The following is an 18553-nucleotide window of genomic DNA, read 5'->3' on the forward strand; positions in this document are numbered from 1 at the left end:
CTAGGACGCGGTGCCGTACTCGGCCAGGATCGGCTCGAGCTCGGCGGGCGTGGCGCCGTGCAGGATGACCCGGTCGGCGCCGTACTCGAACTCCTGCCGGATCCGCGCCACGCACTGCGCGGGGCTGCCGGTGGCGGCGGGCTCGAGCCATTCGCCGGGGATGAGCCCGGCGATGTGCTCGATCTGGTCCGGGGTCGCCTTGTGGTCGATACCGCCGGGCACCGAGGTCACGATCGGGTCCTGCCGGAAGCGGGCGAGCACGGCGGGGTCCCAGTCGTTGGTGCGCACCATGAGGTCGCCGTAGCCCTGCAGGTAGGTGGCGAGCCTGGCCACGGTCTTGCGCAGCCGCAGCTCCTCCGGGAGGTGGTCGCCGACGGTCGCGAAGCACGACCACACCCGCACGTCGTCGGGGTTCCGCCCGGCCTGCTCCGCGGCCTCCTTCACGATCCGGACGCTGCGCCGCAGGGTGTCCGGGGTGAAGAAGGTGTGCAGGACGACGTCGTCGAAGGCGCGCCCGCCCAGGGCAAGGGTCTGCGGGCCGAAGGCGACCAGCGCCAGCCGGATGTCCTCGCGGAACTCGGGGTCGAGCACCAGCACCGGGTAGTCGCCGATCGGGCCGGTGTGGTTCACGATCACCTCGCCCTGCCACAGCCTGCGCATGACCCCGGCGAAATCCTCCATCTGCGCGGTCGTCACCGCGGGCACGCCGAAGGCGTTGTAGATGGCGGCGATGCCGCGCCCGATGCCGAGGGTGAAGCGCCCGCCGGAGAGCCGGTGCATGGTCGTCGCCCACGCCCCGGTGATCAGCGGGTGCCTGGTGTTGTGGTTCGTCGCGGCGGTGGCGATCCGCATCCGCTCGGTGACCGCGCAGGCCGCGCCGACCAGCGACGACGCCTCCTTGACGTTCCACCGCTCGGAGATGAAGGCGGTGCCCAGCCCGAGCGCCTCGCCGTGGCGGGCCTCCTCCACCAGGGTGCGCGGGTCGCCCGCACCGGCCAGCAGGTAGTAGCCGAGTTCGTCGAAGGTGCTGTTCACGCCCAGGCTCCTTGCTCGTGTCCGCGGTTGTCGACCTCGACCACCTCGCGGGGGCTGCGCGCCGGGCTCATCCGGCGGTGATCAGGTCGAGGGTGCCGAGTTCGCGGATGGCGCGGCAGCCACGGTCGAGCATGGTGACGATCATGTCGTCACCGCGGTCGGTGGCGGCGGAGAAGGCGAAGCCGAGCGCGGTCAGCACCGGGATCTGCAGCATCCCGATCCGGTAGTCCTGCCAACAGGTTTCCGCCGGGTAGCCGGTGACGCCGTACTCGGCGAGAGCGCGGTGGTAGCGGGCGACGAGCTCGCGCTCACGCTCGGCGCGCACCGGGGGGAGCAGGCTGGTGCCGAGGAAGTACGCGAGGTCGCGGGCGGGCAGGCCCACGCTCACGGTCTGCCAGTCGACCACCGTGATCCGGGAATCGTCCGGGTGGAACAGCAGGTTGTCGACGCGGAAGTCGCCGTGCAGCACCGAGAACCGCTCCGGCGCGTAGAGCAGCCAGGGCTCGGTCAGCTCGGCCACCCGCGCGAGCGTTTCGCGGTTCGCGGCACCGAGCCGGTCGCCGAGCTTGTCCAGGGTGATGTCGAGCGCGGTGCGGGTGATCCCGGCGAGCCCGGCGGCCAGGTTCGCGTCCGGTTTCGGCATGGCGGTGCCGGTGAAGGTCAGCCAGGCCGGGTCGCACCAGCGGGGGCCGTGCAGCCCCGCGAGCGCGGTGACCGCGGGTTCGGCCTGCTCCGGGGTGCACCCGGCGAGCTGATCGCCCTGCGCCGCCGGGGCGAGATCCTCCAGCAGCAGCACGAAATCGGTGGCGCTCTCGGTGATGTCGCCGTGGTAGACGGTGGGCAGCGGGACCGCGACCGAGCCGGCGACCTCGTCGTAGAAGGCGCACTCGGAGCGGTAGCCGAGCGCGCAGCGCTCGCGAATGGCCGGGTCGAGCGCGGGCAGCTTCGCCACCAGGGTCGGCGGGAGCTTCGACTCCGGCGGGGCGGTGGGGGTCACCCGGTAGGTGGCGCCGGTCTGGCCGGTGCCGATCGGCTCGACGCGGACGTCGTCGACGGCCACGCCGAGCACGTCGGCGAGCCAGCGCGCGGTGATGTCCTGCGGACCGGACGGGATCGAGTGCGTGTTCGGCATCGAGATAAGCGTCCTTGCTCTCGCGATTGAGGTGCCGATCACGCTACCGAAGGCATGGCCGGTCGTCCAGACAGGTGTCCATTCAACTTTCCGAGGCCGGCCCGGCGGTGAGGATCTCGAGGAACCGCGCCCCGGCCGGAGACAGCCCCGGTGGCGCCCACGCCGCCGCCATCGGGACCGCGGGCGCTTCCCGGACCGGCCGGAAGACGACGCCGGGGCGCGTGGCACGCGCGATCCCCCTGGTCACGAAGCCTACTCCGGCGCCGGCGGCGACCAGCCCGGCGAGCGTGGTCATCGGCGTCGCCTCCTGCACGATGCGCGGTTCGCCGCCCGCTTCCCGGAACCGGCGCACGAGCCCGTCGAACAGGGTGGGGCCGATGCGGCGGGGCGCGGCGAGCAGGGCTTCGCCCCGCAGGTCGGCGAAGGTGATCGCGGGCTGCTCGGCGAGGCGGTGCCCGGCCGGGACGGCGAGGACGAGTGGCTCGCCGGGCAGCTCCCGGGTGCGCAGGTGCGGGCGCTCCAGCGGCGGGTGCAGGATGCCGAGGTCGAGGGTGCCACGGTCGAGCGCCTCCTCCACCGCGGGCGAGTTGATCTCGACCAGGTCGACGACGACCTCCGGGCAGACGCCGCGGAAGGTCTGCACGGCGTGCGGCAGCGTGGTGTAGGAGGCGATGACGGTGAAGCCGAGCCGCAGCCTGCCCTGCAGTCCGCGCGCGGCCCGGCGGGCGGCGTCGGCGGCCTGCGCACCCCTGGCCAGCGCGGCGGTGGCCGGGTCGAGGAAGGCGGCGCCCGCGGCGGTGAGCCGGACGCCGCGGCGATTGCGCTCCAGCAGTACCACGCCGATCTCGCGCTCGAGGGTTCGGATGCGCTGGCTCAGTGCAGGCTGGCTGAGGTGCAACTCCTCGGCGGCCCTGGCGAAGTGCAGGGTCTCCGCCACGCGCAGGAAGCACTCGATCGACCGGAGGTCCACCCGGTGATCGTAGTTCCTTATCACGGAGCCCGAACTTCCGATTGATCGCCGATCACCCGTGGATCGACACTGGGCCAGTGACCGGATTCAGACTCCTGGCGGCCTGCTCGGCAGCCGCCCTCCTCACGGCCTGCGCGGCCGACGACCCGCCCACCGGACCGACCATCGACCGCCTCGTCACCATCGCCGACGGCGACCACCTCGCCAGCACCTACGGCGACGGCATCCTCGCTCCCCCCGGCAACCGGGACCTGCTCCACACCTCGACGCTGCGCGACGGCCGGGTCACCACGACCGGGGAGGTGGCAGTGTCGAACTCGGTGACCGCGGCACCCGAGGTGCTCGACCTCACCCCGGACGGCTCGGTCGCCTTCGTCGCCGAACGCCTCGGCAGGCCCGCCCCCGGAGTCACCCGCGCCGCGGAACTACCCGCCGGTGACCTGATCACCGCGGTGCGGCTACCGGACTCCGGCGCGCCGCAGCTCCTGGACACCGCCCGGGTACCGTCGCCGGAGGCGCTCGCGGTCTCCCCGGACGGCACCCGGCTGGCCGTGGTGGCCAACTCCGCCGCCGCCGAACTGTGGCTCCTGCCCTGGGCGGGAGACGCTTTCGGCGACCCGCTCCGCTTCGACCTCGCCACGCTCGGCATCACCGGCACCGCCCCGGGCCCGCGCGGCGGCGTCACCGCCACCAGCGTCCAGTGGCGTCCCGACGGCCGAGCGCTCGCGGTGAACATCACCACCCGGAACCGGGTCGCCTTCCTCGCCGTCGACGGCCCCGCCGTACGGCCGCTCGGTGCGCCGGTACCCACCGGCCCCGACCCCTTCGTCGGCCGCTTCACCCCCGACGGCCGCCACTACCTGACCTCGAACTGGGGCCGGAACTTCACCGCACCGACCCTGGCCGAACGCCTCCCGGACCGGCCGTCGACCATCACCGTCATCCGCCTCGCCGACTCCGGCGCGCACACGGTGACCGGCACCGCCGACTCCGGGAAATCCGCCGAGGGGCTCGCCGTCAGCCCGGACGGCCGCCACGTCGCCACCGTCAACATGCGCGGCTCCGCCCTGCCACCGGGCGTCCCCGGCCACGACGACAGCGCCTCGGTCTCCCTGCTCCGCCTCGACGACGGCACCCTCACCCCGGTCGGCGAGTACCCGCTCGACGGCGTGCTGCCCGAGGGCGGCGCCTTCGACCCGAGCGGGCGGTACTTCCTCGCCACCGTCTTCCAGGGGTACCGCCCCGACCGGCCGGGGCCGGGGCTGCAGGTCTACGAAGTCGGGGACGACGGCTTGACGCCGGTGCAGCGCATCCCGCTCCCGCACGGGGTGCATCACGTCGTCGTCCGGTGATCGGTGCTGCGGGGCGTCAGCGGGCCGGAACCGGTTCGGCGACCGAAGAGATCGCGCGCCACAGGGTGAGCGCCAGCCACACCATGCCCGCACCGCCGACCACGTGCCCGAGCCGCACGATCGGCGTCGGCAGCAGGAACGTCAGGCACAGCGCCGACAGCCCGAGCACGTACAGCGCGACGGCCGCCTTCGGCACCGCTCCCGCCCGCCACAGCGCCGCCCCGAACGCGATCGTCCCGGTCAGCGCCAGCAGCGCGGTGGCGAGGAAGGCGAGCCGCGACGGCCCGTCGAGCAGGGCGTCGAGCACCGGTTCGTCGAGGTAGACCAGCACGGCATTGCGGGTGTAGGCGATTCCGGCGAAGTAGCCGAAGCCGAGGAACTGCAGCACGAAGGCGACCGTGCCGAAGCGCCCGGCCGCGGCCCGCTGCCACAGGTACAGCCCCACCAGCAGCCCGAGCCCGAACGGCACCGAGGCGCCGTTGAGTACCTGGGTGACCGCGACCTTGTGCCCGATCACCGATTCCACTGCGCCCGCCAGCGCGATCGCGGCGCCGCAGGTAATGCCCGCGACCGCGCTGAGCCGCAGCAGCGTCGTATCCGTTTCGTTCTCCATGCCGCTCACGCTAGGCAGCCGGACGGCACCCGCGGAAGTGCCGCGGGACCCATGACCTTCGGCCTATTTCCACGGCTGACCTGCCCCGGACGGTGATTCCGGCCCTAGGCTCGATGCATGATCCGACCGCGCGCGCTGCGCTGGGTGGCGTGGTTCCTGTACCTCTCGGTGCTGCTGGCCGGGCTCGCGGGCACCGTGACCGACGGCGGCAGCTGGCCGCGGTTCGCCTGCTTCGCGGCCGGGCTCGGTGTGGCGGCGGCACTCGAGGTGCCCGCCCTCCCGCGCACCCGGCCGGGCGCGGTGGCGGCGCTCGCGATGCGGGCGGCACTGTTCACGCTGCTGGTCGCGCTCGACGGCGCGGGGATCGCCAGGGTGCTCTTCGTCCTGCTCCCGCTCACCGCCTACTTCACCGTCGGGCGCCGGACCGCCTTCTGGCTCGGCGGCGCGGAGGTCGCGGGGGTGGCGCTGCTGGTGGCCGGGCGCCCGGATGCCGAGGCGGTCTCGGATGTGGCGATGTTCGCGGTCGGGACCGTCTTCGCGCTTGTGCTTGCGGTGCTGGCGGGCCGGGAGGAGGCGGGGCGGCGCCGCGCCGAGGAGCTGCTTGCCGAGCTCGCCGAGGCACACGAACGGCTGCGCGAGTACGCCGACCGGGCGGTCTCGCTGGCCACCGTCGCCGAGCGCACCCGCCTGGCCCGCGATATCCATGACACCGTCGGCCACCACTTGGTGGTGACCGCCATCCAGCTGGAGAAGGCCGCCGCCTTCCGCGACCTGGAGCCTGCGACCGCCGACCGTGCGCTGGCCGACAGCCGCGACTCCACCCGCGCCGCACTGCGCGAAGTGCGGCACGCGGTTGCCGCGCTGCGCGCCGACGGCAGCGAGTTCGAACTCGCAGGCGCGCTGCGCGCACTCGCGGCGCGACTGCACGACCCGGGCTTCGCCGTCACGCTCGAGCTCTCCGCCGACGGCGCCGCCCTGGGCGAAACCACCGCGCTGACCCTGTATCTCGTGGCCCAGGAGGCGCTGACCAACGCCCGCCGCCACGCCGCCGCTACCACGGTGACGATCCGAGCCGACCTCGACGCGGGCGCCATCGACATCCGCGACGACGGCGCGGGCTTCGCGCCGGGCACCGTCGAGGGCAACGGCCTACGCGGAATGCGGGAGCGGCTCGCCTGCGTCGGCGGTGCGCTCACCGTCACCAGCGGTCCCGGCGGAACCCGGCTGCTGGCCGAGGTGCCACGGCGATGAGCGAGCCCGTCACCGTCCTCGTCGTCGACGACGAACGCCTGGTCCGCGAGGGGATCGCCGCGCTGCTCCAGCTGCAACCCGGCATCGACGTCCTCGCCACCGCGCCGGACGCCGCCACCGCCGTCGACCTCGCCGCGCGGCTCCGACCGCAGGTCGTGCTCATGGACATCCGCATGCCGGGCACGGACGGCATCGAGGCCGCGGCCCGGCTCGGCCCGGACGCCACCGTGCTCATGCTCACCACCTTCGACGACGAGGACTACCTCGTCCGCGCCCTCGCCGCCGGGGCATCGGGCTACCTGCTCAAGGACCTCCCCGCGCCGGAACTCGCCCAGGCCGTCCGGCTCGCGCACGCCGGGGTCGGCCAGTACTCGGCGCCCCTGGCCGAGCGGCTCGCCGCCCTGGTCCGCCCGCGCCCCGCGACCGCGCCGATCGCCCTGACCGAGCGCGAAACCCAGGTGCTGCGGCTGCTGGCCGCGGGCGCCGCGAACCGCGAGATCGCGCGCGGCCTGTACCTGAGCGAGGGCACGGTGAAGAACCACGTTTCGAGCATCCTGAACCGGCTCGGCGTCCGCGACCGCACCCAGGCCGCCATCTACGCGCACCGCCGCGGACTGCTCTGAAATGGGCTTGCGCGTCCCGCGGGCGGCTGCCACCGTTTTCCGGGAGACCCGGTGCGGAAAAGGAGGCGGATGATGGCGGCGGATCTGGCGGTGACGCGGGCGCTGGTCATCCCCGCGGCCGAACTGCGCGAGCGGTTCTCCCGGTCGTCCGGCCCCGGCGGGCAGGGCGTCAACACCACCGACAGCCGGGTGGAGCTCTCCTTCGACCTCGCCGGCTCGCCCTCGGTGCCGGAGCGGTTGCGCACCCGGATGCTCGAGCGGCTCGGTTCCCGGCTGGTCGACGGGGTGCTCACGATCGCCGCGTCCGAGCAGCGCGCGCAGTTGCAGAACCGCGCGGCCGCCCGCGAGCGGCTGGCCGCGCTGCTGCGCGCGGCCGCCGCAGCCCCGCCGCCGGTGCGCCGCGCCACCAAGCCCTCGCGCGGTGCGACCGAGCGGCGCATCTCCGCGAAGAAGCGGCGCGGCGTCACCAAACGCAACCGCCGGGCAGCACCCGACGACTGACCGATCGGCCCGATCCGGTCAGCACTCCCGCACCGCGGTCCCGGCCGCGGCGAGCAGCCGCCGCAGCTCGGCGATACCGTCCGCGCCGACGGCCCCGATCACCCGATGTTCCAGCGCGGCAATCCGATCCGCGGCGATCCGCAACGCCGCCAGCCCGGCCTCGGTCGGCACCGCCAACCGGGCCCGCCGATCCGCGGGATCGACCTCGCGCCGCAGCAACCCCGCCTTCTCCAGGTGGCCGACCAGCTCGCCCATCGACTGCGGCGTCATCCCCGCCGCCTCGGCCAGCGCCCCGATCCGGGACCCGTCGGGCTCGAGGTAGCGGAAGACGGCGAAGTGCGCCGGGCGCAGCTCGGGATCAACCCGTTCGCGCAGCTCACGGAGGAGTTCGCGCTCGAACTCGCGGGTGGTCTCGACGAGCAGCCGGAGCACAGAGGAGGTTGACATAATAGGAAGGTTACCTTTCTATTGATGATATGTCCGAGGTACTGGAGTTCCGCAGCGGCCACCGCGTCGAGGTCGTCGCCGACCTCCCTGAGGTGCTGCGGCTCCGGCACACCCTCCCCGCCCCGGGCAGACAGGCGGGCCCGCACCGGCACCCGGTCCTCGCCGAAACCTGGACGGTCACCCGCGGCCGGCTCCGCTTCGTCATCGACGGCACCGCGACGGTCGCCGGGCCGGGCGACACCGTGCACGCCCCGCCCGGCGCGGTGCACGCCTTCGAGAGCCTCGATCCAGGCACCGAGCTCGACCACGAGATCCGGCCCCCGCTCCGGCATCTCGACATGTTCCGGCTGTGGAGCGCACTGGACCGCGCGGGCCGCACGACCCGCTCCGGCATCCCGCGCGACCCGCTCGCCCTCGCTCTGCTCTGGCAGCTCCAGGACGGCTACCTCGCGGGGCCGCCGGAGTGGCTGCAACGCGTGTTCCTCGGCGGGGCGGCCCGGCTCGCGGTCCGGCTGGGGTACCAGCGCAGGCTGCTTCCCGGCCGCGCGGCGCCGTAGCGGGAGTGCCGTACCGTGGCGGCCGTGGACATTCTGACCCTCGGTCCGGAATCAGCGCGCCTCGCCGTCCTGTTCGGCACCGGCGCGGGTGGCGATCCCCGTCGCTACCTTCCGCTGCTGGAACGCCTGTCGGCTGCGGGCTGCCGGGTGATCGCCCCGCACTTCGAGCAGTTCCGCGTCCCCGGTGAGCCGTCCGGCGCCGAGCTGCTCGCCCGTCCGCTCGGGCTCGTCGACGCCCTGGCCCGGCACGCGGATCCCGGCGCCGAGGTGGTGGCGATCGGGCACTCGATCGGCGCGTGGGCCACGCTCTGCCTGGCGGGCGCGGTCTCGCCGGGGCCGGGCGGCACGCCGCTGCCAACACCGCGGGAACCGCGCATCCGCCGTGCGGTCCTGTACACCCCCGCCGCCGGGTGGTTCACCGCTCCCGGCGCGCTCGACGAACTCACCATCCCGCTGCTGGTCTACGCCGGCGGCCGGGACACGGTCACCCCGCCGGAGCAGGCGCTCCACCTGCGGGCCGCGCCCGCCGACGTCGAGGTGCGCGTCCTGCCGGAGGCAGGCCACTTCACCTTCATGCACGATCCGCCCCCCGGCCTCGCCGAGGAGCCGCCCCATGTCCGCGAGCAGCTGCTGGACGGCATCGTCGAAGCCACCGTGCGGTTCACGACCACGCCCTGAGCGGGGCTACGACAGCTTCGCCGCGGGGTACACGGCCGAGAACGAGACCGGCCTACCGCGCCAGCACACCCCGCAGGAACAGGTCGACCGCGTGCGTCAGGTGCCGCTGCTGATCGCGCGGGCTGCGGTAGACGCCGAAGTCGGCGAGGCGGGCGGGCAGGATCTCCACCATCGCGATGAAGTGCTCGGCGGTGAGCTCGAGGTCGTCGATGGCGAGCGCGCCCGCCTCGGCGTGCCTGCGCAGCACCGCCATGACCTGCTGCTGACGTCCCGCCCAGCCGAACGACCCCGCGGCAGCGGCGAATTCGGGAAAGCGGTGCGCCTCGGCACCGGCGATGCGGTGCAGCTGGACGATATCGGGGTCGAGCGCGTGCTCGATGGCGGCACGGCCGATGGCGAGCAGGGTGGCACGCAGGTCGCCGTCGCCGTCGGCCGGCTCGGCTTCGGGGTGGACGGCGCGGCTCAGCGCCCACGGGATGACGTCGAGGAAGACCGCGCGCTTGTCGGGGTAGCGCGCGTAGACGGTGGCCTTGGCGACCTCGGCCGCCTCCGCGATCGCGACCATGGTCGTCGCGTCGTAGCCGTTGGCGAGGAAGGTCCGGACGGCGGCGGCGCGCAGCCGCTGGTGCAGGGCCGCCGCCTCGGCCCGGGTGGGGCGGCCGCCGCGGCGCGGCGCTCCGTTCGACGTCACGCTCCGACTCTAGGCCGCCCACAATAACTAGACAGCGATGTATAGTTACCGCATGCCGAACGCGCTGCTGGAAACCACCGAGCTGACCCCCCGCATCGCCTCCGCGGTGCACGCGGAGAAGGACGCGCTGCTCAGCGGCGCGCACGCCCCAGAACTGCGCGACCTGCTCGAACAGCGCGGCGTCCTGGTCTTCCCGCGCATCGGCTTCACCGACGACGAGCACATCGCCTTCACCGGGACGCTCGGCACCTTCGCCCCCGAACGCAGTGGCGAGGAGGTCTACAGCGTCACCCTCGACTCCTCGGTGAACCGGCAGGCCGAGTACCTGAAGGGTTCGCTGTTCTGGCATATCGACGGCACCATGAACGACGTGCCGATCCGGGCCTCGCTGCTGTCGTCGAAGGTACTGGCGCCCACCGGCGGCGAGACCGAGTTCTGCAACACCTACGCCGCCTACGACGACCTCGCCGCGGACGACAAGGAGCGGCTGGAGCAGCTGCGGGTCATGCACTCGGCCTGGAACACCCTGTTCTATTACGACCCCGAGCCCGACCACCGGACGCTGCGCCGGATGATGGCGATCGGCGACCGCGAGCTGCCGCTGGTGTGGACGCACCGCTCCGGGCGCAAGTCGCTGGTGCTCGGCTGCACCGCGCGCCACATCGTCGACGCCGATTTCCGGGAGAGCGTGAATCTGCTCGTGCGGCTGCGGGATTGGGCCACCGGTCCGCAGTTCGTCTACCGGCACACCTGGTCGGTCGGCGATCTGGTCATCTGGGACAACACCGGCACCATGCACCGGGCCAGGCCCTACGACCCGGAGTCGGGGCGGCTGCTGCACCGGACGAAGCTCGCGGGCGAGGAGCCGTTCGCGTGAGCGGCTTCCGTGAGCGCTACGGCCGCTGGGCGGTGATCGCGGGCGCCTCGGAGGGGATCGGCGCCCGCTACGCCCGCGCCATGGCCGAGCGCGGCCTCGACCTGGTGCTGCTGGCCCGCCGCCGCGCCGCGCTCGACGAGCTCGCCGCCGAGCTCCGCGCGGACACCGGCGTCGAGGTGCGGGTGCTCGCCGTCGATCTCGCCGAGCCGGACGCGGTGGCGAGCGTCATCGCGGCGACCGACGGCCTCGCGGTCGGCATGCTGCTGTACTGCGCGGGAGCGGATCCGGCGTACACGCCGCTGCTGTCCGGGCCGGTCGAGCCCGCGCTGGCGCTGCTGCGGCGCAACTGCGCGACGCCGCTGCAGCTGTGCCACCACTTCGCCGGCCCCATGATGGAGCGCGGGCGCGGCGGGATCGTGGTGCTCACCTCGGTCGCGGGGCTGTACGGGGCCCCGAACATGGCCGCCTACGCGGCCACCAAGGCGTTCGACCTGGTGCTGACCGAGGCGCTCTGGGCGGAGCTGCGGCCACACGGGGTCGATGTGCTCGCGCTGGTGCTCGGCACGACCGACACCCCCGCGCTGCGCCGGGCCCTCGTGCGCCGCGGCGCGCTCGACCCCGCGGACACCGCGCCGCTGCCCGGCGCCGCGACCGCGGCCGAGGTCGTCGCCGAGGCCATCGCGAATCTGCCGAACGGCCCCACCTGGTTCGTCGGCGACCAGCTCCGCGAGTTCGCCCGCAGGTTGGGGCTGCGCACCCGCAGCGAGGCCGTGGCCACGCTGGCCAGGCACAGCGACGGCGTGGTGGCCGGGAACAGCTGACCGGCCCGGCGCCGCGACCGCAATCCGCCCGAGGGGTTGCATATGAGTATGCGTCTACGTACAGTTGCCACAGGCGATGTGCGTATACATCTACTTATAGAATCACTTCGGGAAAGCGGAGCGTCCCATGACGACACAACACCCCCCGGCCATCCGGGTACACGGCCTGCGCAAGTCCTACGGAGAGCTGGTGGTCCTGCGCGGCGTGGACTTCGAAGCCGCCCGCGGCAGCATCTTCGCCCTGCTCGGCTCGAACGGCGCGGGCAAGACCACGGTCGTGAAGATCCTCTCCACCCTGCTCCGCGCCGACGCGGGCACTGCGAGCGTCAACGGCGTCGACGTCGCCGCCGACCCCGCCGAGGTGCGCGAATCCATCAGCCTCACCGGCCAGTTCGCTGCCGTCGACGAGATCCTGACCGGCCGGGAGAACCTGGTGCTGATCGCGAAGCTGCGCCACCTGAAGGGCGCCGCCGGGATCGCCGACGACCTGCTCGCCCGGTTCTCGCTCACCGACGCCGGGGCGCGCAGGGTGGCGACCTACTCCGGCGGCATGCGCCGCCGCCTGGACATCGCCATGAGCCTGATCGGGAGCCCGCCGGTCATCTTCCTGGACGAGCCGACCACCGGGCTCGACCCGCAGGCCCGCATCGAGGTCTGGGACGCCGTCAAGGCGCTCGCCGCGGGCGGCACCACCGTGCTGCTCACCACCCAGTACCTGGAGGAGGCCGAGCAGCTCGCCGACCGGATCGCGATCCTGCACCGCGGCGAGATCATCGTCGACGGCACCCTCGCCGAGCTGAAGGCGCTGCTGCCGCCCGCCGAGATCGAGTACGTCGAGAAACAACCCAGCCTCGAGGACGTCTTCTTCGCACTCGTCGGCGCCGAGACCACCGCCGAGGACCAGTGATGACCACCTATTTCTTCGCCGACACCGCCCTGCTGCTCGGGCGCTCGCTGCGGCACATCGCGCGCAGCGTCGACACCGTGATCACCACGACGGTGCTGCCGATCGCCTTCATGCTGCTGTTCGTCTACGTCTTCGGCGGCGCGATCGAGTCGGGGTCGGATTCCTACGTGCAGTACCTGCTGCCCGGCATCCTGCTCATCACGGTCGCCTCCGGCATCGCCTACACCGCGTTCCGGCTCTTCCTGGACATGAAGAGCGGCATCTTCGAGCGCTTCCAGTCCATGCCGATCGCGCGCTCCTCGGTGCTGTGGGCGCACGTGCTGACCTCGCTGGTCGCGAACCTCATCTCGCTCACGGTGGTGGTGCTGGTGGCGCTGCTCATGGGGTTCCGGTCGGGGGCGAGCCCGCTGGCCTGGCTGGCGGTGCTCGGCATCCTGACCCTGTTCACCCTGGCGCTCACCTGGGTGGCGGTCATTCCGGGGCTCTCGGCCAAGACCGCGGACGGGGCGAGCGCCTTCTCCTACCCGCTGATCTTCCTGCCCTTCATCAGCTCGGCCTTCGTCCCCACCGACACCATGCCGGGGCCGCTGCGCGCCTTCGCCGACCACCAGCCGGTCACCTCGATCATCGACGCGGTCCGGGCGCTCTTCGCCGAGCAGCCGGTCGGCACCGATATCTGGATCGCGCTGGCCTGGTGCCTCGGTATCCTCGCGCTGGCCTACCTGTTCGCCATGCGCACCTACCGCCGCAAGATCTCCTGACATCCACCGGAGCGGCCGCCGATCCCCCGGGGCGGCGGCCGCTCCCCTGTTAGAGTCCGGTGCGCAGTGACTTCGACGAGGGATCGAGGAGTTCGCCATGGCCCACACCGTTGATTTCGGCACCGTCTCGACCGCGGGGCTGGAGAGCTCGCCGGTCGCCGCGGCGCTCGCCGGGTTGCGTGCCAACGAGGCCCGCTACTTCCGGAACAAGTACGACCACGTCTTCACCGTCGAACCGGCGGCCGAGGCGCGCGACACCGTCGAGTACGTGACCAGGATCCTGGCCGAGGAGCGCGGGATCACCATCGCCGCCCGGCCGCTGGAGGCCGCCGCGTTCGAGGTCGCGGGCATCCGGTTCGCATACGTCTTCTACGCGGACGGGCTGGCGGTCAACGTGCTGTACACGCTGGAAGCGGGCGGGAAGCGCGCGGTGGGGTTCAAGCTCTCGGACGGGATGGAGATCCCGGACGAGCTCGGCGCGTTCAAGTTCGCGCGGCAGAAGTCGAAGCTGGCGGGGACGATCCGCGGCTCCTACTTCGTCATCAAGAACTCCTACTGACCAGCGGGCCGTTGCTCGAATTCGCTCGGGATTCGCTCGCGGGTGTGAGAATGCTGGTCTGCGCGGGGTGCGGGCCCGCCGGAGCGGAGAACCGACATGCGACGTCTCACGGTGGTCGCGCTCTGCGCGGTGGTCGCGCTGGTGTCGGCGCTCGTCACCGCGGAGGTGCTCCGGGTCCGGGGTGACGAGGCCGAGCGGCCCGGGCTGAACGCCTTCTACACCCAGCCCGACGGTGCCGCGGACGGTGCACCGGGCACGCTGGTCAAGAGCGAGTCGCTGACCGGGACGCCGGTGGGCGCGCGGGCCTGGCGGGTGATGTACCGCTCCACCGACCTGAACGGCGCGCCGGTGGTGGTGACCGGCGTGGTCGTCACCCCGCTCGGCCCCGCCCCCGCCGCCGGGCGCACCGTGCTGGCCTGGGGCCACCCGACCACCGGCGCCGCGCAGGACTGTGCCCCCTCGCGCGGCTTCGACCCGTTCCTCGGGATCGAGGGGCTGCGCTTCCTGCTCGACCGCGGCTACACCGTCGTCGCCACCGACTACGCGGGCATGGGCACCGACGGCCCCGACTCCTACCTGGTCGGGAAGACGGCGGCGCACTCGGTGCTGGACGCGGTGCGCGCCGCCCGCGCCATCCCGGAGGCCGAGGCCGGAAGCTCGGTGCTGCTCTGGGGGCATTCGCAGGGTGGCCAGGCCGCGCTCTTCGCCGCCGAGAACGCCGCGACCTACGCCCCCGAGCTGACCGTCGACGGTGTCGCGGTCGCCGCCCCGGCCGCCGACCTCACCGCGCTCATGCGTACCCACCTGGACGACATCTCCGGAGTCACCATCGGCTCCTACGCCTTCACCGCCTACGCCGGGGTGTACGGCGCGAGCCTGCCCGGCATCCTCACCCCGGCCGCGCAGGACGTGGTGCCGCGGATGAACCAGCTGTGCCTGCTCAGCAATCTGCAGGAGCTGCACGCCATGGGGCAGCCGCTGGTCGGGAACTTCACCACCGGCGACCCCACCACCACCCCGCCGTGGAGCGACCTGCTGGCGCGGAACTCCGCGGGCGCCATCGCCTTTCGCGCGCCGCTGCTCGTCGCCCAGGGCCGCGACGACGAGCTGGTCGTCCCCGCCGACACCGATGCCTTCGTCGCCCGCGAACGCGGCCTCGGCATGGACGTCACCTACGAGCAGCTCCCCGGCGCCTCGCACGCCACCATCGCCTACCTCGCGATTCCGGCGCTGCTCACCTGGCTCGACCGGATCGGCCACTGACCGCGGCGGAAACTCCGGCGGGACAGTGTTTCCCGCGGCGCGGACCGGGCATTGCCGAACCAGTCCACCCCAGCTCAGGAGTCGAGATGCCCACCTTCGCCCGCCGCCGCCCCGCCACCCGCAATACCAGCCTGATCGGTGTGATCGTGCTGGTCTGGCTGCTCATCGGTGTGATCGCCGGAGCACAGCGCAACTACTACGACAGCGCGCCGACCAACTGCGCCAGCACCGGCACCATCGCGCTCACCATCATCGCGGGCCCGCTGAACTACCTCGGCGCGAACCCGAAGGCCGACTGCGATATCGACGTCCCGCAGCCCAGCCAGTAGTTCACCCCCCGCTGACGGTCCGAGGGCGGCCCGGCTCACATCGAGCCGGGCCGCCCTCGCTTGTGTCCAGCGGGAACGATCCCACTGGCCCGGCCGAGTCGGCCCAGCGCTGAGCGCGAGCGGACCGAGCGTGGCCGGGATCGGAATCCGCGGCGCCGCCGCGACCCGGTGCGACCTAGGGCGCGGCGGTGGTGGCGGCCGGGTCGAAGCCACCGGGGATCTCGTAGATCGAGCCGGTGAAGGTCGCGGCGAAGAGCCTGCCCGCCGCGAAGCCGCTCGCGCCGCGACCGTAGGTGACGACGCTGGTGGACGGGTTTCCGCTGCTCAGCACGCAGTACCGCTGAGGTGCGTCGACCCGGACCACCTGGCCCGCGGTGTTGAACGGGACGATCGGGCGCTGCGCGGAGTCCAGGGTCAGCCCGTCGGGTGCGGCGAGCGCGTCGGCGCCGCCGAGGTCGAGCAGGGACTGCGGGGCGCCCGGGTTCGCCAGCGGGATGCGGCTCACGCCGGGGTTGCTGAAGGTGCGGCCGACGTAGAGGTACTCGCCCGCCCGGTCGAGGACGGCACCGTTGGCGCTGGGCAGGCTCGCCCAGTCCGCCTGCACGGCGCCGCCGGGGTCGACCCGGCCGACGAGGCTGCCGAAGTCGTTGGTCGCGTAGATGGCTCCGTCCCCGGCGACCGCCAGGCCGTTCGCGGCGCTGAGCCCGGCGGCGACCGGGGTGGTGGCGCCGGTCTCCGGGTCCATGCGGACGATGCCCGCGGCGCGCAGCACGTCACCGGCGAGCGCCCTGGCGTCGGCGCCGTAGCCGACGAGCAGCCCGCCGTCCGGAGTCCAGGCCAGCGCGCCGCCGCCACCGCTCGGCACGGTGCCGATGGGGACGGGGGCGGCGCCGGGCGCATCGATCCGGAAGACCCGGCCGGTCGCGATATCGGTGGTGAAGGCGCGCCCGCGGGCGTCGACGGTGAGCCCCTCGAGCGCACCGGCGATCGAGGCGGCGGGCAGCGTCGGCTGACCGGCGCCCGCGCAGACCGGTGCGGCCTGCGCCGTGGGCGCGACCACCACCGACATCGCCGCGAAGGCACACGCACCGAGAACGACGGCTGCTCTACTCATGACCCCATTCCACACGGTCGCCACCGTGACCGGACCCGAATGCCGAGGAAACGGGGCCCTTGGCCGGGTCGGTCTGCCGGAGGCGGAGCCGACCGGGCCGCACCGCTAGGGTCGGTGGCGTCCGCGCCCACCTCGACCCCTCGGCGGTTGCCCGTGTCGCTCGAACTCCTGCTCGTGCTGATCGCCGCCCTGGAGGCCGCCGGGCTGATCGTGCTCGGCATCCTGCTGGCCCGCACCCGCCGCGAGCTCGCGGAGGCGCGGCGGCGGCTCGATGCCAGGCAGGCGTGGGTGAGCGGCGGGCGCGAGGCCGTGAAGACGGTCTGGGGCGCGGCGAGCCTGCTGCGCCGCAAGGGTTTCCGCGGCGCACTGCTCAGCTCGATCGAGGATCTGGCCGGGTGGGCGCAGGTCGAACGGCCGGATCTGGCGACGCTCGCCCCGGACGGCAACGTCGCCATCGCCTTCTCCGACATCGAGGGCTCGACCGCGCTCAACGAACGGCTCGGCGACCGCGCCTTCGTGCGGCTGCTCGCCAGGCACGAGCGGCTGGTCGGCAAGCAGGTCGCCGCGCACGGCGGGCACGTGATCAAGAGCCAGGGCGACGGCTTCATGATCGCCTTCGCCGAGGCCGGGCAGGCCGTGCGCTGCGGGCTCGACATCCAGGCCGCGCTCGCCCGCGGCACCGAGACCGAGGAGCGGGTCCGGGTCCGGATCGGCATCCACATCGGCCGCTCGGTGCGCCGCGGCGACGACCTCTTCGGCCGCAACGTGGCGATGGCCGCGCGGGTCGCCGGGGCCGCGGGCGGGGCGGAGGTGCTGGTCAGCGCCGCCGTGCGGGACGAGGTGGCGGCGCTGCCCGGGATCGCGGTGACCGGGACGCGGGAGGTCGCGCTGAAGGGATTCGACGGGGTGTACCGGCTGTCGACGGTGGAGCGGGCGTGATCCGCGGTCAGGAGCGACCGGCCGAATCCGCCGTCGGAATCAATGCGCCCGAACCGACCCCACCGCGGAGCACCTCCACTACCCTCGACCGACCCGATCGAGGAGGTCCGATGCATCCATTCCGCGCGGCGGTCGAAGCCCGCGACACCGCCGCCATCGAAGAACTGCTCGCCGACGACGTGGTGTTCACCAGCCCGGTCGCGTTCAAGCCGTATCCGGGCAAACCGGTGACCGCGGCGATCCTGCGCGCGGCCATGCGGGTGTTCGAGAATTTCCGCTACGTCCGGGAGATCGCCGACGCGGGCGGGCGCGAGCACGCCTTCGTCTTCGAGGCGACCGTCGACGGGAAGCGGATCACCGGCTGCGACTTCGTGCGCACGAACGACGCGGGGAAGATCGACGACTTCATGGTCATGGTCCGCCCGCTCTCGGCGGCGCAGGCGCTGTCGGTGCGGATGGGCGCGGAGTTCCCGCGGATCGCCGCCGAGGCCGCGGGCGACCCGCCGCCGTAGCCCGTGACGTGCGCGAGCGCCGCCCGAGACAAGCCGCGCTGCTGGACCCGCCCACGGACGACGCACCACGTCCGGACAATCACGATATCGACGTGCTTCACCGTGGCCCGGGCGCTTTCGTGCAGTACCCCGAGATCACTTTCTCAACCGGACCGGCGGCGCAACCGCGCCGGTTCAGTCCGGGCGGGGGGCGGGGGCGTGCGGGGCGCCGATCCAGTGCAGCAGCCGGTGGATGATCTCGTCGGTGAGCCGGTAGCGCATGATCCGCCCGGTCCTGGTCGAGGTCACCCAGCCCTGGTGCCGCAGGATGCGCAGGGCGTGCGAGGCGGCGGTGGCGCTCATGCCGACGGCGGCGGCGAGCTCGGTGACGTTCTGGTCCGGGGTGTGGTGCAGGCACACCAGCAGCCGCAGCCGGTTGGCGTCGGCCAGCAGCTCGAAGCGCTGCGCCCAGCCCGCGATCCCGGTGACGTCGAGGCCGGGGACGGCGGGCTCGTGGCCGAGCGAGGTGGGGGCGGGCACGGCTCCACTCTGCCGGTCCGGGGGCGGCGAGGCCAGCCCGCTCCGATATCGGTCTGCATGTTCAGATATTCCGAGTAATGTTCCGGCGGGTGAACGTCAGCA

At 73.1% G+C, this 18553-nt stretch carries 23 protein-coding genes; 15 read left to right on the plus strand and 8 right to left on the minus strand.

Going from position 1 to position 18553, the window contains the following annotated elements; translation table 11 throughout:
• From ACFUJ1_RS02360 to ACFUJ1_RS02370, 3 genes are all read right to left on the minus strand, one after another.
• Positions 1-1035: a TIGR03857 family LLM class F420-dependent oxidoreductase gene (locus tag ACFUJ1_RS02360; protein ID WP_378641590.1), complete on the minus strand. Its 1035-nt coding sequence runs from the start codon at positions 1033-1035 to the stop codon at positions 1-3.
• Positions 1036-1102: 67 nt separating this feature from the next.
• The gene (locus ACFUJ1_RS02365; RefSeq protein WP_378641592.1) at positions 1103-2167 is read right to left on the minus strand and encodes a phosphotransferase family protein; all 1065 of its coding nucleotides are present in this window, start codon (positions 2165-2167) and stop codon (positions 1103-1105) included.
• Positions 2168-2249: 82 nt separating this feature from the next.
• Positions 2250-3137, minus strand: a complete 888-nt coding sequence (locus ACFUJ1_RS02370) for a LysR family transcriptional regulator (protein ID WP_378641594.1) — start codon at positions 3135-3137, stop codon at positions 2250-2252.
• Positions 3138-3214: 77 nt separating this feature from the next.
• Between ACFUJ1_RS02370 and ACFUJ1_RS02375 the strand changes: the two genes are divergently transcribed.
• On the plus strand, positions 3215-4489 hold the full coding sequence (locus ACFUJ1_RS02375) for a lactonase family protein (RefSeq protein WP_378641596.1): 1275 nt from the start codon (positions 3215-3217) through the stop codon (positions 4487-4489).
• A 16-nt stretch (positions 4490-4505) separates the two neighbouring features.
• On the opposite strand, the gene ACFUJ1_RS02380 is transcribed toward ACFUJ1_RS02375, so the two are convergent.
• Complete coding sequence (locus ACFUJ1_RS02380; protein WP_378641598.1) at positions 4506-5102, minus strand: hypothetical protein; 597 nt, start codon at positions 5100-5102, stop codon at positions 4506-4508.
• Between the two features lie 117 nt (positions 5103-5219).
• On the opposite strand from ACFUJ1_RS02380, the gene ACFUJ1_RS02385 reads away from it, so the two are divergent.
• The 3 genes from ACFUJ1_RS02385 to arfB all read left to right on the plus strand — a co-directional run bounded on the left by ACFUJ1_RS02385 (position 5220) and on the right by arfB (position 7477).
• A complete protein-coding gene (locus ACFUJ1_RS02385; RefSeq protein WP_378641600.1) occupies positions 5220-6353 on the plus strand; it encodes a sensor histidine kinase in 1134 nt (377 codons plus the stop codon).
• Positions 6350-6976, plus strand: a complete 627-nt coding sequence (locus ACFUJ1_RS02390; RefSeq protein ID WP_378641602.1) for a response regulator — start codon at positions 6350-6352, stop codon at positions 6974-6976. The genes ACFUJ1_RS02385 and ACFUJ1_RS02390 overlap by 4 nt, the downstream gene beginning before the upstream one ends.
• A 72-nt stretch (positions 6977-7048) precedes the next feature.
• Positions 7049-7477 (plus strand): alternative ribosome rescue aminoacyl-tRNA hydrolase ArfB, encoded by a 429-nt coding sequence (gene arfB, locus ACFUJ1_RS02395; RefSeq protein WP_378641604.1) that lies wholly within the window; start codon positions 7049-7051, stop codon positions 7475-7477.
• Between the two features lie 18 nt (positions 7478-7495).
• On the opposite strand, the gene ACFUJ1_RS02400 is transcribed toward arfB, so the two are convergent.
• Complete coding sequence (locus ACFUJ1_RS02400; RefSeq protein WP_378641606.1) at positions 7496-7924, minus strand: MarR family winged helix-turn-helix transcriptional regulator; 429 nt, start codon at positions 7922-7924, stop codon at positions 7496-7498.
• Positions 7925-7953: 29 nt separating this feature from the next.
• Here ACFUJ1_RS02400 and ACFUJ1_RS02405 point away from each other — a divergent pair, with 29 nt between their 5' ends.
• Both ACFUJ1_RS02405 and ACFUJ1_RS02410 read left to right on the plus strand, forming a co-directional pair.
• Complete coding sequence (locus ACFUJ1_RS02405) at positions 7954-8481, plus strand: cupin domain-containing protein (RefSeq protein ID WP_378641608.1); 528 nt, start codon at positions 7954-7956, stop codon at positions 8479-8481.
• A 24-nt stretch (positions 8482-8505) separates the two neighbouring features.
• Positions 8506-9159 carry a hypothetical protein gene (locus ACFUJ1_RS02410; RefSeq protein ID WP_378641610.1) on the plus strand — a complete coding sequence of 218 codons (654 nt, stop codon included), beginning with the start codon at positions 8506-8508 and terminating at the stop codon, positions 9157-9159.
• Between the two features lie 52 nt (positions 9160-9211).
• On the opposite strand, the gene ACFUJ1_RS02415 is transcribed toward ACFUJ1_RS02410, so the two are convergent.
• Entirely contained in the window at positions 9212-9850 is a 639-nt protein-coding gene (locus ACFUJ1_RS02415; RefSeq protein WP_378641612.1) for a TetR/AcrR family transcriptional regulator C-terminal domain-containing protein, read from the minus strand.
• A 52-nt stretch (positions 9851-9902) separates the two neighbouring features.
• Between ACFUJ1_RS02415 and ACFUJ1_RS02420 the strand changes: the two genes are divergently transcribed.
• From ACFUJ1_RS02420 to ACFUJ1_RS02450, 7 genes are all read left to right on the plus strand, one after another.
• The gene (locus tag ACFUJ1_RS02420) at positions 9903-10727 is read left to right on the plus strand and encodes a TauD/TfdA dioxygenase family protein (RefSeq protein ID WP_378641614.1); all 825 of its coding nucleotides are present in this window, start codon (positions 9903-9905) and stop codon (positions 10725-10727) included.
• On the plus strand, positions 10724-11548 hold the full coding sequence (locus tag ACFUJ1_RS02425) for an SDR family NAD(P)-dependent oxidoreductase (protein ID WP_378641616.1): 825 nt from the start codon (positions 10724-10726) through the stop codon (positions 11546-11548). The genes ACFUJ1_RS02420 and ACFUJ1_RS02425 overlap by 4 nt, the downstream gene beginning before the upstream one ends.
• Positions 11549-11675: 127 nt before the next feature.
• The gene (locus ACFUJ1_RS02430) at positions 11676-12455 is read left to right on the plus strand and encodes an ABC transporter ATP-binding protein (RefSeq protein WP_378641618.1); all 780 of its coding nucleotides are present in this window, start codon (positions 11676-11678) and stop codon (positions 12453-12455) included.
• On the plus strand, positions 12455-13216 hold the full coding sequence (locus ACFUJ1_RS02435) for an ABC transporter permease (RefSeq protein WP_378641620.1): 762 nt from the start codon (positions 12455-12457) through the stop codon (positions 13214-13216). Before ACFUJ1_RS02430 ends, ACFUJ1_RS02435 begins: the two co-directional genes overlap by 1 nt.
• Positions 13217-13313: 97 nt before the next feature.
• The gene (locus ACFUJ1_RS02440; RefSeq protein ID WP_378641622.1) at positions 13314-13775 is read left to right on the plus strand and encodes a phage tail protein; all 462 of its coding nucleotides are present in this window, start codon (positions 13314-13316) and stop codon (positions 13773-13775) included.
• A 96-nt stretch (positions 13776-13871) separates the two neighbouring features.
• A complete protein-coding gene (locus ACFUJ1_RS02445) occupies positions 13872-15038 on the plus strand; it encodes an alpha/beta fold hydrolase (RefSeq protein WP_378641624.1) in 1167 nt (388 codons plus the stop codon).
• Positions 15039-15124: 86 nt separating this feature from the next.
• A complete protein-coding gene (locus tag ACFUJ1_RS02450) occupies positions 15125-15367 on the plus strand; it encodes a hypothetical protein (protein WP_233017724.1) in 243 nt (80 codons plus the stop codon).
• A gap of 175 nt (positions 15368-15542) precedes the next feature.
• Here the strand turns inward: ACFUJ1_RS02450 and ACFUJ1_RS02455 are convergent, their stop codons facing one another.
• Positions 15543-16481 (minus strand): SMP-30/gluconolactonase/LRE family protein, encoded by a 939-nt coding sequence (locus tag ACFUJ1_RS02455; RefSeq protein WP_378641626.1) that lies wholly within the window; start codon positions 16479-16481, stop codon positions 15543-15545.
• Between the two features lie 153 nt (positions 16482-16634).
• Here ACFUJ1_RS02455 and ACFUJ1_RS02460 point away from each other — a divergent pair, with 153 nt between their 5' ends.
• Together ACFUJ1_RS02460 and ACFUJ1_RS02465 are read left to right on the plus strand one after the other, a co-directional pair.
• Positions 16635-17420 (plus strand): adenylate/guanylate cyclase domain-containing protein, encoded by a 786-nt coding sequence (locus tag ACFUJ1_RS02460; RefSeq protein WP_378641628.1) that lies wholly within the window; start codon positions 16635-16637, stop codon positions 17418-17420.
• 110 nt (positions 17421-17530) lie between these two features.
• Complete coding sequence (locus tag ACFUJ1_RS02465) at positions 17531-17932, plus strand: nuclear transport factor 2 family protein (RefSeq protein ID WP_378641630.1); 402 nt, start codon at positions 17531-17533, stop codon at positions 17930-17932.
• Positions 17933-18106: 174 nt separating this feature from the next.
• Here the strand turns inward: ACFUJ1_RS02465 and ACFUJ1_RS02470 are convergent, their stop codons facing one another.
• The gene (locus tag ACFUJ1_RS02470) at positions 18107-18451 is read right to left on the minus strand and encodes an ArsR/SmtB family transcription factor (RefSeq protein WP_378641632.1); all 345 of its coding nucleotides are present in this window, start codon (positions 18449-18451) and stop codon (positions 18107-18109) included.
• Positions 18452-18553 lie beyond the last annotated feature (102 nt).

It is taken from the genome of Nocardia sp. NPDC057227, from assembly GCF_042669725.1.
GTDB classification, from domain to species: domain Bacteria; phylum Actinomycetota; class Actinomycetes; order Mycobacteriales; family Mycobacteriaceae; genus Nocardia; species Nocardia asteroides_A.